Below are 16,851 nucleotides of genomic sequence, written 5' to 3'. Positions count from 1 at the left end.
ATTAGAAATTTTCACAGAACCCAATATTCTTTTAATAAAGGTTAGTAATGGCTGAGCCTATTATATTTACTCTTTTACTTGGAGATGAAGATCGGATATTAGAGAAAATAAACAAGCAGGAAACTCAAAATAAACTGCCTATTATCCGGCTAGAAGTTAATAAAGCATCACATATACCCGATAAAGAACGTATTTTTTCGGAGATCTTACAAGAATCCCACAAAAAGGGCAAAACACCGATTTTTAATATTCAACTTAATAACAATAATATACAACCCATTTTTCAGGTACAAGATTTAATTAATTTACAAAATTTAAATATAAAAACTACTATTACTTTTGATCAATATAATTCATTACCCCAAAATTCTGAACTAGAAGCTTATTGGAAGCAAATTATGAAAAAAGTTGATCATGTTTTTTTTACAAATGAAGCAGATCAAAATTTATCTATAGCCGATGGTATAGTACCAAAAGATAAAGCCACTACAATTACGGATATAAGTTTAGTAACATCTGTTTTTAACAATCTTGTATCTGATCGTAAAATTGATCAATTACTTTCCGGTACAATACCTGATAAAGAAAAGCTAGATAAAATAATAAAAAACGCTAAAAATCAAGGCGGTAGAGTGATTATAGAAACTTGGCCTCTTTCTGCAGACGAAGCAACAAATCTTATCACTGCTAAATTCGGTATTACCTCTGAAGATCAAATTTACGGATTGAAACTCGAAATTAATGAAATCTTAAAAGATGCAAATAATGCTGCTGAAAACTTAAAAAAATATGTATCACAAATATCTAGGCAATTTCAAAAAGATTTAGGTAAAACTGAGGTAAATCCTATTGACTTTAATTTTATTAATACAAAGAAAGTTATGAATGATAGACCTAAGGATATACAAGTAGAACAAACAATATCATATGAACCTCCAAAAGCAAACCAACCACAACCGCAAGGTTTTTTTAAAAGAATTTTTAACTATTTTAAAGATATAATAACTAGTTTTAAAGAAGCAATATTCGGCAAAAAAGAAGAACCTAAAACTCACGAATCAACAACTCCAACTACGGAAGCAAAGCCGACAATAACAGAAGAACCACTAACCACTGTTGCATCTTCTATAAATCCACCGCAACAGCAAGCTCCCGCTAATAATCAAAAACCATGGGAAAAATTAGGAATTCCACAGGAAATGTATAAGGAATCTCTAAAAGCAGAACAACAATTAGCCAAACCAGTAATAGAGCCAAAACAGCAGATACCTGAAAAAAAATCATCACTGGTTATAAATACTGAAGATCAAGTTGGTGTTTATAATACAGGAAATATAAAACAACCTACTTATTTATACACTGAAGATGATATAAAAAATATATTGGAAGCAAATATAGATAAGAATATGTTCTCTATATTTCATCATGCCTCTTTAGAAGAGCCGGAAATACTAAAAGATACTCTTCGTGTTACAGTAGAGGATTTAATACTAGATAATAAGCCTGCAATTATACCACTAAATACAGGACATAAACATTGGTTACTCTTAATGGCTAGTAAAGATGATAAAGGTAATATAAACTTTATGTATAATGATCCCTATGGTGAGCCATTGGAATCTCGACCAAAAGTAACAGAATATATTACCGAAATTTATCCCGATGCAAAAATAACAGACCTAAATACCAAGCAACAAGAAAATGTATATGATTGCGGAGTGTTCGTATGCGATAGTGCGATCAAACTCTCTAAAGGGCAAAAAATTCTAACTACTGAAGAATCTAAAGACCAAGGTATAAATTTAAGGAAAGCTCAAGCTAATACATTATTAATACAGCAACAAGCAATAGCGATTGGACACGAATCACGCAAGACATCATCTACAAATAACAAATTTCACAATCTTATTAACAGCCGAAAAACAAAAGATACTGAAAGGAGTCGTTGATAACAAAAAAACATTAGGCAAAATCTATAATTACTAATATAATTATTTATAGTTAATTTATATTTTAACAAAGAATGACTACCATACTTGTGATCGTTATTATAATAATGATCGCCTTATCTGCTTTATTTGCCGCTACCGAAACTGCTATTACCGCTTCTTCCCCAGGGAAGATTCATAAACTTAAAATCGCCGGTAATAAGCGTGCTAAAACAATTTTAGAGGTTCTTAAGAAAAAAGAAAAGGTCATAGGAACTTTATTAATAGGTAATAGTTTAATCAATACTGTTTGTACCACTATTGCTACTACTCTCTTTATTAGCTTTCTTGGAGATAATGGACCCATTGTTGCTTCCGGCGTTATGGCTTTTATAATTATTGTTTTTGCCGAAGTAGTACCGAAAGCAATAGCCGTTGCTAAACCTGAACAATTAGCATTAAAAATGGCTTCAACTATCGTAATATTTTTAAAGCTTTTCAAACCTATTAATATTGCTCTTGATTACATTACAAAAATATTTTGCTTCATATTTCGTATTAATTTAAATCCTCAAATATCAGGAACGGAAGAAGTAAGAGGCGTGATTGAGCATTACCATCAAGAAGGCGGAGTTTATAAATCTGATCGTAATATGCTCGGCGGGATATTAGATATACGTAATATGACGGTATCGGAAATTATGACTCACAGAAGTAGTATTATAGCCCTTAATATCGACCTACCTCATGAAGTGATAATTAAAACTTTATTATCGGGTGCTCATACACGTATACCTTTGTGGCAAGATAATAGAGATAATATAATAGGGATTCTCAATCTAAAAGATTTGCTTAAAGCATTATACGAAAATAATAATGATGCAAAAAAAGTTGATATTAATAAACTTCTAACCCCACCTTGGTTTATCCCTGAGAATGCACTTGTAGTAGACCAGCTACATGCATTTAGAGAACGTAATAATCATTTTGCTTGTGTTGTAGATGAGTATGGTACTCTACTAGGTATTATTACTCTTGAAGATGTTATAGAAGAAATCGTAGGCCCCATTACTGATGAACATGATAGACTTAATAATGAAATTATCAAGAAGTCTAATACCGAGTTCATTATAAAAGGAACTACGACTATTAGAGATATTAACCGAGAACTTGATTGGAATTTATCGGATGAAGATGCAAACACTATAGCAGGATTAATAATCCATAAAATTGCTAGAATTCCAAATCAAGGGGAAGTAATTGAAATATTTAATTTAAAGGTAATTATTTTAAAGAAAATTGCCAATAAGATTGATAGCGTAAAAATTACCGTATTACCTACTACCGAGGCAACAATAAGCAGTGAGTGAAATCGGTAATTTTTTACTACTAACAACGATGTACTTGTCGGTTATCGGTTTGTCTTTTGTCTTTTATGTCATGCCTGCGAAAGCGGGAATCCATAAAAAATCTCTACTTTATAGACTGGATTGCCGCTTTCGCGGGAATGACAACTACCTCATTACTTGCCTCTTCTACATAGCTGCCTCATGTACTATACTTGCCTTTTTTACCCTAGTCTATGCTTTTATTATCTCTGACTTTTCACTACAAAATGTTTTCTTAAATTCCAGTACTTTAAAACCTTTAATATATAAAATAGCCGGTAGTTGGTCGAACCACGAAGGCTCAATGTTATTATGGTTTTGTTTATTACAAATCGTTAGTTGCTGTTATATATTTTTACTTGAAGATAACCGTCTTAAATTTTTATCTATTATTATTCTATCAGCCATACAATTATTTTTTAGCAGCTTTATTTACTTTACCTCCAATCCTTTTAACGTGTTTTCTTTCGTTCCTAAAGAAGGGTTAGGCTTAAACCCGATGCTACAAGATATTGCTTTGAGCATCCATCCTCCTCTGCTTTATTTAGGCTATGTTAGCTATGTAGTACCGTTTACTATTGTTTGTGCCTCTATGTCATTCTCATACCCACTTATGTCATTCCCGCGAAAGCGGGAATCCATTAATGACATAAGACTTCTCAAAACATTTTCCAATATCGGTATCTTATTTACTACCATAGGAATTAGCCTTGGTTCTTGGTGGGCATATAGAGAACTCGGCTGGGGCGGATTTTGGTTTTTTGATCCGGTAGAAAATATTTCACTATTTCCTTGGTTATCCGGAATTATGCTCCATCATTCTATAATTGTAACAACAAAAACCAGACGTATGCAAAACTGGACAGTAATTTTATCCATCATTACTTTTTTATTAGTAATATTTAGTGCTTTTTTAGTACGTTCTGGTTTTATTACCTCAATTCACTCTTTTGCATTCTCACCTGAGAGAGGAATATACTTGCTTGGGATATTTTTGATTATGGGGATTGGTAGTATTGGGTGGTATACTACCACATCATTGCGAGGAAATGCATTAGCATTGACGAAGCAATCTCAGGAAACTAACCGAGATTGCCACAGCCACTTTCGTGGCTTCGCAATGACGAATTGTGGAAACTCCATACTCCTCGGTAATATATTCCTCCTTCTTAGCCTTATTGTGCTAATAGCTGCCACACTTTATCCGCCAATTTACTCTTTATTCGACGATAAATCTATTATTATTAGTGAAACATTTTTTGTTAATAATTTTATTATATTCGTTATCCCTATTCTTGGTACCATAGGATTATTTACTACCAGAAGCTCTATTAAAAAACATATTATAATTCTAATATTATCTCTAATAATTACTTATTTAATATCATTAAAAGTAACATTTAGTGTTATATCGATTTTAACTATAATCGCATCTATATTTCTTATGCTTCATAATATTCATTATCTTTTGGTTAAAACTAATTATTGTAGAAATAGACTTAAAGCAAGTAACGCTAGTATGATCCTTGGGCATTTTGGTTTTGCACTAATTAGTTTTAGTATTACTATGAATACATTATTACAAAGTGAAATGGATTTTACCGGCAGAGTAGGAACAAGTAAAACATTTAACGAATTTAAAGTAACATTGCAAAATATTAAGTTTGCTCAAGGTAAAAATTATTATAGACAAATCGCTGAATTTTGGCTTGAGGATAATAGCCGTAATATAACTATATTAAAGCCGGAAAATAGACTTTATATAGTTGAAAAGAGTTTATCGCAAGAAAGTGATATATACTCTTACTTATTATATGATCTTTACGCAGTTTTAAGTAATATAGACGGCGATATAATCCATGCTAAAATATATTACAAGCCAACGATAAGCTTTATTTGGCTTGGAATTATTCTTACCGCGTCCGGTTTTTTTATTGCACTAATCAGAAAAAATTCTAGCTAATTTGAACCATCACATTTAAGGTTTAAAATTTTAATACTATTCGGATGATCAGCACCGAATTGTTCTATCTGATTATTACAGAATTTTTCATATCAAAATTTCTTAGGTAAAGTACAACTAGCTTTAGCGGCTGCAAAATACATATTACTTATTTCATACACATTTTTCATATTTTCTTTATAATTATTCCAATATATATTTTCAGCAGTAGCATAAGTATCTACCGCCTCCTCATTTTGATTAAGTAACACTAGTGCATCCCCTTCAGCAACAAACGTTTTTGCCAAATCTATATCCGGTGATATAATAATCTCTTTGTTAGGTCTAGTTGGATCATTAAGAAAAATTGCTTTAGCTTTTTTATTCTAGAGCTTCGGTAACATCACCTAAACCTAGTTTTGCTCTTGATTTTTGGGTAAAAATTCGTCCAAATACTTGATTTTCCTCTTTTTTACTCGACTTATTCATATCATATACTTATTCTAATAAAGAAAGAGCTTCCTGATGTTTCTTAAGATTATTTAATACATCTAATTTATTTAATACATCTAATTTAATGAGATATGAACCGGTAAGAAATAAATCTTGAGGTTTCATCCCGTTTTCGATACAAGCATTTATAGTATCGTCAATTCTTCTTAATGCTTCATAATTTTTACCTTGGATATTAAATAATTTAGCTTTTGCATAATATATAGTTGCTATGTCAGTTTGATCTACTAGATTTTGATTGAACATATCTTCCATCATTTGGATATTTTTTCTGCTTCTTCTAGATTTCCTAGCTGAATATTGGATATAGCCGAACCGAAAACTACATTACATTTTATGGAATCATATACTTTCACTTCATCAAATACCTGCTTAGCTTTCGTATCTATTCAATTGCTTTTTAGGATCTGACCAAGTTCTATAATACCACCCTATGCGTCCTAAATATGCAGCATAAGCAAATTTTTCTTCATTATTCATTGTCCATAATTTAAATTTACCTTTTTGATCGTTTTTATCAAACCAATTTACTAATTTTTTTGAGTTATATAAATCGGAAGAATTAGCATATTGTATTAATAAATTTATAACTCTAAAATTTTATATATTGATATATCGTATTTTTCTGCATTTTTTGTAATTAATCCGGTATAGTTTTAGCATTTCTAAAAATACGCCCCTTTACTAAACTTTTAGGCATAGAATTTAAAAGATCTTTATCTCCATTTATTTGTAATATTTTTTCCATCATGCATTTCAAATATCGGATTAACTTCATTAGGTTCAATATTAGAGATCAAAGCAAATTTAGAAAACTGATAAATATCATCATCTAGACTATGCTTATCTTCAGTAATAGAATTTAATAATTCTTTTGAAACACTTTGATTATTAACCAATGCTATCCCATCTAGTAATCTCTTGGCACTAGGCTTTAATTCATTGCTAACAAGTTTTATATTTAGCTCAATTTTATCCTTAGAGGCTTTTATCTTTTTCTTGTATTTCTCTAAGTTTAAACCTTGTATTTGATTTAATATTTGTGCTCCTTGAACTATGAGAATCGGATAACCTCCAAATGCTTGAGTCAAACAATTTATTAATTCCAGATTTTTATTTTCCAATATATTTGTTGCAAGTAATGCAGCTTCCGGCTTAGTGAAAGCGTTTGCTTTGATTATGTTAGATAATAATTCATCGTCTTGGGTACAAAATATAATATTACCTTTATACTCCCAATTAATAAAATCCTATATTTTCTTATTCTCGCCTATTTTTAAATTATCAAACACCAATAACCATTTATCTTTACTTACTAGATAAACCATTAAATCTTTCTTCATCACTGCCATATCTTCTGAAATCACCGGTGATTTTACCTCGGTATTAATAGTTTTAGATAATTTGAGTAATTGCGGCTCTATATTTAGATTACAATCAATCAACCAAATTATGTTATAGTTATCTTTATTTTCATAAGCGTACATTCTAGCAAGCTGCGTTTTACCCATACCACTTACCCCTGCTACACTAGATTGCTTATATTTATTAAGATTTTCCTTTAGTTTTTCCAATTGGGATACATGATTTATAAAATAGCTAACCGGTACAACTAAATTGGATATTTGACTTTGAACAAATATACTTCCGCTTATTAGAAGCATAATAATCACTAATATATATTTTTTTCATAATATTTATTAATTTTAAATTCTTAGCTGTAAAAATTTATATCTTTTCGACTAGAAGTCAATAAAATTTGAGGTTAGTGAAGGTATTGCACGGGGTGGAAAAGTAGGTGATGTCATTCTCGCATAGGCGGAGGGTTGTTGTATGGCTCGTTTATGTCCTTCCCGCGAAAGCGGGACTCCAGTAATTTAAAGATTATACACAATAAGTTTGTAAAATTAAAAGCTCGATTTATCTCGCTTTTTTCTGGATCCCTGCCTACGCGGGGATGTAATAGGTTTTGAGCCATGCAACAAGGCATGTAGGCGGGAAGAAAGAACAAACAAAGCCCCCTTTTTTCAAAGAGGGCTTTTTTCTTGAGGAACTTATAAACCGGCTAATCGGGAGCGATTAGAAGTTTACACGGACTTTTAGAGTACCTTGATGTGCAGTATATTTACTTGAAATCTGAGCATCGTAACCGATTCCGTACTCCATCTTAGCATCAGATCTTATGCTTGCACTTAAACCTAAATTATAAGATGTTTTAGCGGTTCTGTCAGGCTGGCTGATACACGGAGTAACTTGTCCGTCTAATACAGACTGAGTTTTAGATAATCTACCGGTTACTTTGTGAACCACAAAAGCGTGAACTTCCGGATATACCGCAAGATCAGTTATGTTCATAGTACTGCCGGCTACTTTAGCACCTACTATTAAATCGGTTCTATCGCTAAATTTGCTGTTAACTTGCTTGTTTGCAACTGTTGTACCGGTTTCTTTGTAGTTTTCGTCAGAAGACTTTAAGTAGCTAAGTCCTGCCATTGGAGTTACTAACACACCTTGCATTGCATTGTAATCATAACCGACTGTTAAGTTACCACCGAATGTCATGTTATCGTAATGACCGGCAGCAATTTGCTTGCTCATATTACCGTTAGCATCGAAGAAGTAACGCTGACTTTTGTTCTTCACTTGGTTTAAGCTAAATATTGCACTACCTTGAGCAAAGAAGTTCTTAACAAGCTGCTGGGCACCATATAGAGAGAATGAGAAACCGTTAACGTCGGTTTTATCACCTTTCTTATAATCTTGGTGTTTTATATCAGTTTTAGTGATACCGATAGCAGCACCGATCATTAAGTTATCGTTAGCTAGCGTATCTAAACCGATTACGACACCGGTGGTTTTAGCTTTATAACCAGCTAAACCACCTTTCTTACTTTGATGTGCATCAGTATAGAAAGGTTTTGCCCATATACCGTAAGCTACATTATCAACAGCCTCGTCACCTGCAGCAACCGCAGCCGGTATTGCTCCAGCTTCAGGTCCAGCCATTTCAGCAGTTTCAGGAGTACCTAAATATCTAAGAGCACCTAATCTGTTACCAAGTTGAGCTTGGATATCTTTAGCTACCTCTAATTGTGCATTAGTTATGGCCGCACTTGTATCGGTAACGATAGCTCCAACAAAGTTAGCAGAATTAGCACTATTTTTAGCTAAAAGAAGATTATTATATGCTGCAGTATTAGTTGCATTTACAAATGTTGTAACGTTCTGACCTACACCCGGTGCACCTCCAAACGGACTATTTGCGATATCATTAGTAACTACGTTTTCTGCATTGTTAGTACGTGTTATTACATAATCTTGGTTAGCAGCACGTATTAAACCGTAATTTACGAAACGATTATTTCCGGTTACAGCAAAGTTGGGACCTCCTAAAGTACCGTTAAATCTAGCACCACCTTGGATTAAAGTATAAGTTTGTGTACCACTGAAATTTGCATTGGCATTATCTTGTACTTTAATGGTTGTAGTTCCTGTGGTTGTTGCATTAACTTGTGCACCTTCCAAGATAACGATGTGACCTATATTACCGTTTGCTAATGTTAAAGTAGTTTCAATAGAAGTATTGTTTCCCCATGTTGAAGTACCACTTGCAAATGTTAAAGTATTTGTAAGAAGATTGATTTTACCGTTAATAGCAGTAGTACCGCCGCCTAAAATTACATTAGAATTTAAAATATCTAAGTTATAAGTACCAAAGTCTATGACTTGTGAATAAATATTTCCTTGTAATCTTGCATTACCATCACTACCTGTAAATCTAACAGAAGCTACAGGAGTATCTGAATCACCTATATTACCGACTAATGCATTACCTAAATAAGTTACAGTACCATTATTAGCTTTAGTAGTACCAATCATACTTGTAGAATTAGACAATATACCGTCAGCAAATCTTACATTACCGTTACCGTTAACACTTCCAAGAGTAATTTTACCGTTAAAACTTGTTCCGGCTATACCGCCTGTAGTAACAGTTACACCGTCATTAATTGTTGCGTTAGTTGCAATAATATTACCTAAGTTGTTATAGTCTGTAGTAAACGTTACTTGCTTGAACTTTGAAGGGCTAATACCTGTGCCTAAGCCATAAACTGTACCAGGGGTATTAGGAATACCACCGCTAAGTGTGACAGTACCTTGATTATTGTTTATAGTACCGATACCTGCATATAATGTAGTAGCATTAACGATTATGTCGTTATCGCTTCCAAGACCTAGACCTACGATATTATTTTGATCACCGATTACTTGACCGTCAGCGATGACACTATCAACACCTAAAACAATCACGCTAGGAACATCAAAACCTGTAGCTGTTTTATTACCTACGGTACTTTTAATTGTTAAAGGAATTATGTTGCCTGCATCATTGAATGGAATGCCTCTAGGTAAGAATACAACTGCACCTACACTTGAATTTTCAAAAGCAATCGTATCAGTCACGGCACCATGATAATTACCTGCATTACCTATCTCATTAATCACTACGTTACCGGGACCAGAAACCGTTATTTGTTTTAAAGCATTAACAGGTGCAGCTTGTTTGTTTAATGTTACGGTAATAGGACCGGTGTTAACGAATTCTACTATACCGGTACCATCGGCAGATGCAACAAAGTCTGCAGTATAGTTACCACCGATTTGTAAGGTAGAATTAGCTGCAATTGTAGTGTTACCGTTAAATGTTGCATTACCTAAGAACTTAACAGTAGTACCGTTATCTAATGCTACAGTATTAAACTTATTACCTTGCTGTCCACCGACTGTACCGCTTACTATATTTGTTCCACCGGCATTAAAGATGAAAGAACCTACGTTAGCATCGGTAGTAGTAATATTAGTAGCATATAAATTTACACCTTCACCAACATTTAATACAGTATCAACATTAACCCCTTTAGATCCAAAATTAATTTCTGCAAGTGGATTTGTAGCACTACCTAAATTTGTACCGGCTGCAAGAGTTGTATTATTATTTACAACAGGATTAAATATTATTTTACCTTGACCGGCAGCATTTGTAGTTCTTGTTATTAAATAAGTATTATGAGCGAATTGTACTGCACCGTTATTTCCAATAACTAACTCGTTAATAGCAACATTACCGTTACTTAAAGCTGTTTTACTTGAGCCAATATTAAATTGTCCAAGAGTTTTATTATTAGCTCCAATAGTACCGATTTTACCGTTAATAGTTAAAGTTTGAGCATTTGTTAGGCTACTCGCATCAACAACGCCTGTTTGATCAGTAGTTATAGCTAAATCAAAATCAACTACAATATTATTTTGAGTGCTTGTTAATTTAATAGTACCACCGTTAGCTTGGAAATCAATCGTTCCACCATTAGCACCGATAATATTTGCTCCACCAAGTGTTAATGTTTTTGTAGCATCGTTAGCTAAAGTAATGCCTTGTAACGCAGCAGCACCACCAGCGTTCCCTATATCGCCGGTAATTGTAGCACTACCGTCTAAGGTAATAGCACCGGCTGCAAGAACACCGGCGACAAGAGCAGTTTGGTTAACTTTACCGTTTATAACTGTACCGTCAGCAAGTTTAAAGATAGAACCGGCATTTCCTAAACGTAACTCGGCAGCATGTGTTCCTGATAATTGGACAACTCCGGCACCTGATGCTTCAATTGCTGTAATATTATTTGTCACCGCAACATTTGCATCTGCACTAGCACTTGCTAAAGTACCGTTAGCATCAAAAGTTATCACACCTGCAGTGTTACCGGGATTGCTAGCATCACCTGTAAAATTACCGGTAAGGGTCATAGTATTAGGAACTGTAATCTGTGCTGCAAGATTACCGAAATCAGTATTACCAAAGTTTGAGTTTTGGGTTATTGCAACTTTAGAAGCTGCTGTTTTAAAGGCAGTAGTACCGTCTGTACCAACGTCAACTATGTGTCTAAAATTTACTTGTCCAGCTGCATTAGCACTTTGTATAACCATGTCTTTAGCATAAACTTGTCCATCGATTGTTGCTACCTTACCATTATCTACGCTAACAACAAATCCTGCAGCTCTACCTGCGCCATTATTAGTACCTATTACTGCATTAGCAGGGCCTGCATTAGCTTTAAGTTGACCGTCTACTGCAACAGTGTTAAATTCGATAATACCTTTTAGATTACCGCCTAAACTTCCTGTAACGTTAAAGTCGGTAGCAGCAGCATTCTTACTTAATAATACTAATCTACCCGTACCGTCTGTTCCATTAAAATTAATAGTAGTACCACCTGCTTGTAAATTTAAAGCATTAGCATTATTAGCATCAGTATTGAACATGATACCTTGACCGTCACCGATATTAATTGCATTAACAGTAGCAAAACTTTTACTTGAAACTTGAATAAATCCATTAGTAACATTTAATGTACCGTTAGCACCATTAACTATTAAAGCATTATCTCCAAGTATAAGAGGAGCTTTTTGAGTTGTAGGATTTGCTAAATTAAATACTAATGTAGAAGCCGCAGCACCGAAGTCTATGCTTCCTACACCTTTAAGATCATTATTGCCAATAGCAGCACCATTATTACATTGTACAACAACATTTTGAGCATTTTTTGTAGCAGCAGCTTGTGCATTAGTAATACCTTGACCTGTTATAGTAAGAGTTTTACCGGCATTAAGCGTAAGGTTAAAGAAGTTAGCGTTATTAACAACATTAGTGATGAACCCTAAGGTAGTATCTTCACTCACTGTCACTGCTAAATTGTTTGCAGTATCTAAAAACAAACCGTTAAAACTACCGGCTGGAGTATTTAAATTAATACCCTTATGAGCATTAGCAGTAATAACTGCATTTAGAGCAACTGCAACATTTGCAGGAACTGCAGTTTGGTCAAATCCCGCACCATCAACAGTTGTAGCAACTCCGTTTGTTGTTCTATTCTGCTGTATAGCAGCACCCATAGCTGAACCTGCAAAACTGGCTACTATGGTAGCTGTAGAAGCAGTTACCAACCCTGCGGAAATTAATTTTTTTAGAAAATTTGGTTTTTGAGCCATAATTTTTGTCCTATATTTAAGTTAAAATTTAGTACCTAGTATTAAAACAATCAAACGTGAGTCAAGATATCCCACATTTGATAAGGAAATAACCTAATATTTTGTTTCAATAGTTTCTAAACTACGAGCTGAGCATACTATATATTGTATATAATTACAAGCATCGCTATAGTTTTTTTATAAAGTTTTAATAAATGTTATATTTTTACCACATGTTATATTTTTACCACATTGGCGTTATGCCTTATCAGTGTCATCCCGTGGCTTGACCGCGGGATCCAAAAAAAATAACTTAATAAGTATACATTTTTGATTTTTTTAGATGGATACCGCTACAAGCTCGTAGTATGACACCAAGCACTGGATCCCGTGGTCCAAGTCACGGGATGACGAACTAATTATCCCACTAATCTTTGTTAAATATTAGCACTTCAGCAGTATTTGCCCATTTTAGCATTTCGTCGTATTTAGTATGCCAAATACGCATAATTTCTTTTTCATATTCTACAATTTGCTCTTCAAATCCTTCAAATTGTTTCACCATTTGACGTGCTTTAGAAAGTATCGTGTCATTAGTAACGTCAAAAACTTTTTGCAAATGACGGTCTTGTTCTTCTTTATAATTTAAATGAGCTGCTCTACCAAGCTCGGCATCTTTATGCATACTTTCACTTCTTATCTGTATTTCAAAATTACGTTTAGAGTGTAAAAGCTGCATTATATTATGAAGAGACTGATAGCCGTTACTTTTTGGTCTATTGATATAATCTTTGGTGTATAACCAATCTAAATGCGGAGAACTCTTAACTATGTCCAAAGCATTATAGCATAGAGCTTTAGATTTAACTATAATCCTACATGCAATTAAGTCTTTCAATGCATCAATCGGCACTTCTTTCCTTTTCATCTTTTTTAAAACAGAATAAGGGTCTTTAAGACGCATATATATCTCATTTTCTATATCTGCTTTATTTAAATCTTCTTTAAGCAGATTAATAATATCACAAATCAAATCCCCTCCTGCTACCTAAAATTCTCTATATCTCTATTCTTAGTAAATATTACCTATAGCTTTTAGAACTTAAATCCACAAGACTGTTCATAACACTATTCAAGTAATTTATAAAATTAATTCTTTAACTAAAAATTAAAAAACAGATTAATAGTAAAAATAAATTTTTTCAATATAATTGTTTAATTAATTTTAACTTAGATTAATTGGATAAGTTCCTTAATAGCCATTTTACGGCTAAATACCTGCCGTTGTGCAGTTCTGTTGTCATCCCGTGGCTTTATGACCACGGGATCTTACATCACAGACTGTGTCCTAAGATACCGCGGTCGAGCCGCGGTATGACATTAAATGAATAATAGCATTACGCAATAAACAAGTCAGAAAATTTATCTATAGAACTTTCCGAAACACTACATAGAACTTCAGACATTTTGTTAAATTCTCCGGTACATTCAAGCACTATATCTACGCCTGCATCTAAAACTTCTTTGGTCACATCTGCCATACTACCGCTTAAAGCTTTCATATCTATTGCATCGGAAATAATAAGCCCTTTAAAGCCGATATTATTTTTAATATAGTCTATCACTTTTTTTGATAGGGTGGCAGGATTCTCAGGATCAAGAGCTTTATAAATTATATGTGCCGTCATAGCAAGTTTAATATTATCGTGCTTCGCGAGCTCCTTAAATACTTTAAAGTCTGTTTTTGCTAACTCTTCTATATCAACATCGACAATCGGTAATTTTTTATGGCTATCCACCGTAGCTCTACCATGGCCCGGAATATGTTTTATACAAGCCCCGACTTTCTCTTCTTGTAATCCGTCTATAGCAGCTAAACATAAAGGCACGACTACTTCCGGCTCCCCGCCGAAACTTCTATCGCCGACTATCTTGTCTGCTCCTTCGTGGAGCAAATCCGCTACCGGTGCAAAATCTAGATTAATGCCTACTTCTCGCAGCTCTTTCGCAATATCACTATAATTTTGTTTACATGCTTGGGGATCAGTAAAAGTTTGAGCAGCCGGAGCGTCATAAAAAGTCGGTGCTATAAGCCTTTGTACCCTACCGCCTTCTTGATCTATAGAGATGATAGTATTTTCCCCTAATACTTCTTTTATATCTGCAATAAGCTTAATAAGGGCTTCTTTAGCCTGCGCACCGTTATCATTCTTTCTAATATTACGACGGAATAAAACTACACCTAAAGGATTATGCTCTTCAAATAATTCTCTTTCGGCATCGGTTAATTCAGGACCAGATATACCTATAATTACTGGCTTTACCATTTGTCTTATTGTCATAATATGTTCCTTTCTTTTCTTTAAAACGTGATATGACAAGTACTATACGCACGTCATCGAGGAATCGGCAAGAATTTTTTTTATTTGAAGAGACAAATTATGGAAATTGGTAAGTAATATATCGATTCTAGCGGTAGAAAGAGATGTAATATCTTTATTTAAAGATTTTTGGAGTAGATCAATATCATTAGCAGTATAATATTTTCTATTATTTATTTTATAATTAGATAAATCAGGGTTTTTTGTCTCTAGATATCTTAATTGATGTAAAGCAATATTTAAATGCTTAATCACTTCACTAGCAGAATAATATTTTTTTGTTAGCTTATTGTTTGTCATATACTCCGAATACAGATTTTGTTGCATGGCTCGTTTTATGTCATTCCCGCGTAGGCGGGAGTCCCAAAAATAACCTTAATATTGATACACATTATTGACACAATAAACCTAAAAAAACAAGTTTTTTATAGGTTTTACTGGATTCCTGCTTTCGCGGGAATGACATAAAAAGCATTTTCCGAGACATACAACAAGCCAACAAATTATAACGAAGTTCATCGAGTAGATTCATTAATTAAAGCTTTTAATTTAGAAGAAGGGACAAAACGTAAATGCTTTTTTGATTCTATAATTACCGGTGCTTTGGTATGAAAATTTATTCCGGGACGTGGATTTTTTTGTTTCACCTCAAAGCTACCAAAATTCTTTAAAGTTAATTTTTGCTCTTTTGCTATTTCTAAAATATTAGAAAAAACCGTATGAACTATTTCCTCGCATAAATTATTTGAAAAACCCAATTTAGAGCTTAACATAGCTGCAATTTTTGCTTTGGTAATAGTCATAAATAATACCGGTTTTTAAGGGTATATTGTCTGCAGTCATTGCGAGGAGAAACTATAAGTTTCGACGAAGCAATCTCAGAAGTTGATCCTACTTAATGAGATTGCCGCGTCGATGCTACGCATCTCCTCGCAATGACATTAAAAAATTACGAATTTGCTTTTTCTTTATCGTTATTATATTCGTTAATATTTTTATTTAGCTCTTCTAATTTATCCACTAGGTGCTGACGTATTTTTTCTTGCTTCTTGCTGCCTGCTTTTTTATAAGCTTCCATTTTTGCTTTTACAGCATCTATAGATTTTTGCAGTTCTTCACCTTTTTTATCTTTCTGATCTTTCACATTCTTTTTTATCTCTGTAACGCTTTGGGCTATCTGATCATAAGTATTGCTTAAGGTCTGATTAAATTTATCGGCTCCCGTTTGTGCTAGGTTTGTTAAATTGTCTTTTAATTCCTGTAAGTTTTCGGTAATTGTTTTTGTACTGCTTGTAGCGACTTCTGCAGTTTGCACTTCATTTGCTTTTGTTTCATCCTTGGTAGGCAAATCTGCAAAAATACTAGGTGTTAATAATAAAGTAGCGGTAGCACCTAATGTTATTAAAAATTTTTTCATTATATTCTCCAATTATTTATGTTTATTATTATATTGTTCAACTTTCTTACTTAAATCATCAAGTTTTTCACAAGAGTCTGTCTATATTCTTCCACTTTATCATCTTTAATTTTCTGATAATCCTGTAACTCTTTCGTTAAATTTTTATATTGCGCTTTTATAGTTTCTAAAGAATGGTCTTTACTATCCTTAGCATATTCCTCTAAATCATTATCATTAATTTTGACGGATAATTTATCTGCTACTTCATGACATTTTT

Annotated in this window: 13 protein-coding genes; 3 read left to right on the top strand and 10 right to left on the bottom strand. The window is 33.4% G+C overall.

Going from position 1 to position 16,851, the window contains the following annotated elements; genetic code table 11:
* Positions 1-47 precede the first annotated feature (47 nt).
* The 3 genes from RSL_RS05580 (at position 48) to RSL_RS05570 (ending at position 5,279) form a co-directional block, all read left to right on the top strand.
* Positions 48-1,949, top strand: coding sequence for a Ulp1 family isopeptidase (locus RSL_RS05580; protein WP_014273732.1), 1,902 nt, complete (start codon positions 48-50; stop codon positions 1,947-1,949).
* 74 nt (positions 1,950-2,023) lie between these two features.
* Positions 2,024-3,298 (top strand): HlyC/CorC family transporter, encoded by a 1,275-nt coding sequence (locus tag RSL_RS05575; protein WP_004997632.1) that lies wholly within the window; start codon positions 2,024-2,026, stop codon positions 3,296-3,298.
* Positions 3,291-5,279, top strand: coding sequence for a heme lyase CcmF/NrfE family subunit (locus tag RSL_RS05570; RefSeq protein WP_014273730.1), 1,989 nt, complete (start codon positions 3,291-3,293; stop codon positions 5,277-5,279). The genes RSL_RS05575 and RSL_RS05570 overlap by 8 nt, the downstream gene beginning before the upstream one ends.
* Positions 5,280-5,371: 92 nt before the next feature.
* Here RSL_RS05570 and RSL_RS05565 read toward each other — a convergent pair whose 3' ends face one another.
* From RSL_RS05565 to RSL_RS05525, 10 genes are all read right to left on the bottom strand, one after another.
* Entirely contained in the window at positions 5,372-5,566 is a 195-nt protein-coding gene (locus RSL_RS05565) for a hypothetical protein (RefSeq protein ID WP_014419918.1), read from the bottom strand.
* A 190-nt stretch (positions 5,567-5,756) separates the two neighbouring features.
* Positions 5,757-6,017 carry a hypothetical protein gene (locus RSL_RS05560; RefSeq protein WP_233417485.1) on the bottom strand — a complete coding sequence of 87 codons (261 nt, stop codon included), beginning with the start codon at positions 6,015-6,017 and terminating at the stop codon, positions 5,757-5,759.
* Between the two features lie 470 nt (positions 6,018-6,487).
* Entirely contained in the window at positions 6,488-6,895 is a 408-nt protein-coding gene (locus RSL_RS10175) for a hypothetical protein (RefSeq protein ID WP_231287686.1), read from the bottom strand.
* A gap of 126 nt (positions 6,896-7,021) precedes the next feature.
* Positions 7,022-7,345 carry an ATP-binding protein gene (locus RSL_RS10170; protein ID WP_231287684.1) on the bottom strand — a complete coding sequence of 108 codons (324 nt, stop codon included), beginning with the start codon at positions 7,343-7,345 and terminating at the stop codon, positions 7,022-7,024.
* Positions 7,346-7,850: 505 nt separating this feature from the next.
* Positions 7,851-12,815, bottom strand: a complete 4,965-nt coding sequence (gene ompB, locus RSL_RS05550; protein WP_014273729.1) for an outer membrane protein OmpB — start codon at positions 12,813-12,815, stop codon at positions 7,851-7,853.
* A gap of 406 nt (positions 12,816-13,221) precedes the next feature.
* Positions 13,222-13,827 carry a RelA/SpoT-related domain-containing protein gene (locus RSL_RS05545; protein ID WP_014273728.1) on the bottom strand — a complete coding sequence of 202 codons (606 nt, stop codon included), beginning with the start codon at positions 13,825-13,827 and terminating at the stop codon, positions 13,222-13,224.
* 364 nt (positions 13,828-14,191) lie between these two features.
* Positions 14,192-15,136, bottom strand: coding sequence for a beta-N-acetylhexosaminidase (gene nagZ / locus RSL_RS05540; RefSeq protein ID WP_014273727.1), 945 nt, complete (start codon positions 15,134-15,136; stop codon positions 14,192-14,194).
* Between the two features lie 42 nt (positions 15,137-15,178).
* Positions 15,179-15,475 (bottom strand): MerR family transcriptional regulator, encoded by a 297-nt coding sequence (locus RSL_RS05535; protein ID WP_014273726.1) that lies wholly within the window; start codon positions 15,473-15,475, stop codon positions 15,179-15,181.
* 215 nt (positions 15,476-15,690) lie between these two features.
* Positions 15,691-15,978 carry an HU family DNA-binding protein gene (locus RSL_RS05530; RefSeq protein WP_004997606.1) on the bottom strand — a complete coding sequence of 96 codons (288 nt, stop codon included), beginning with the start codon at positions 15,976-15,978 and terminating at the stop codon, positions 15,691-15,693.
* Between the two features lie 146 nt (positions 15,979-16,124).
* Complete coding sequence (locus tag RSL_RS05525) at positions 16,125-16,592, bottom strand: hypothetical protein (RefSeq protein WP_014273725.1); 468 nt, start codon at positions 16,590-16,592, stop codon at positions 16,125-16,127.
* Positions 16,593-16,851 lie beyond the last annotated feature (259 nt).

Source organism: Rickettsia slovaca 13-B, assembly GCF_000237845.1.
In the GTDB taxonomy this organism is placed as follows: domain Bacteria; phylum Pseudomonadota; class Alphaproteobacteria; order Rickettsiales; family Rickettsiaceae; genus Rickettsia; species Rickettsia rickettsii.
The sequence above is the reverse complement of the archived record's forward strand: the minus strand, read 5'-3'. Positions and strand labels throughout refer to the sequence as shown.

What these genes read in the sequence shown, in the direction of transcription:
- nagZ (WP_014273727.1), bottom strand. Translation starts at nt 15,136, where the DNA reads ATGACAATAAGACAAATGGTAAAGCCAGTAATTATAGGTATATCTGGT.
- RSL_RS05560 (WP_233417485.1), bottom strand. Translation starts at nt 6,017, where the DNA reads ATGTTCAATCAAAATCTAGTAGATCAAACTGACATAGCAACTATATAT.
- ompB (WP_014273729.1), bottom strand. Translation starts at nt 12,815, where the DNA reads ATGGCTCAAAAACCAAATTTTCTAAAAAAATTAATTTCCGCAGGGTTG.
- RSL_RS05530 (WP_004997606.1), bottom strand. Translation starts at nt 15,978, where the DNA reads ATGACTATTACCAAAGCAAAAATTGCAGCTATGTTAAGCTCTAAATTG.
- RSL_RS05535 (WP_014273726.1), bottom strand. Translation starts at nt 15,475, where the DNA reads ATGACAAACAATAAGCTAACAAAAAAATATTATTCTGCTAGTGAAGTG.
- RSL_RS05580 (WP_014273732.1), top strand. Translation starts at nt 48, where the DNA reads ATGGCTGAGCCTATTATATTTACTCTTTTACTTGGAGATGAAGATCGG.
- RSL_RS05525 (WP_014273725.1), bottom strand. Translation starts at nt 16,592, where the DNA reads ATGAAAAAATTTTTAATAACATTAGGTGCTACCGCTACTTTATTATTA.
- RSL_RS05575 (WP_004997632.1), top strand. Translation starts at nt 2,024, where the DNA reads ATGACTACCATACTTGTGATCGTTATTATAATAATGATCGCCTTATCT.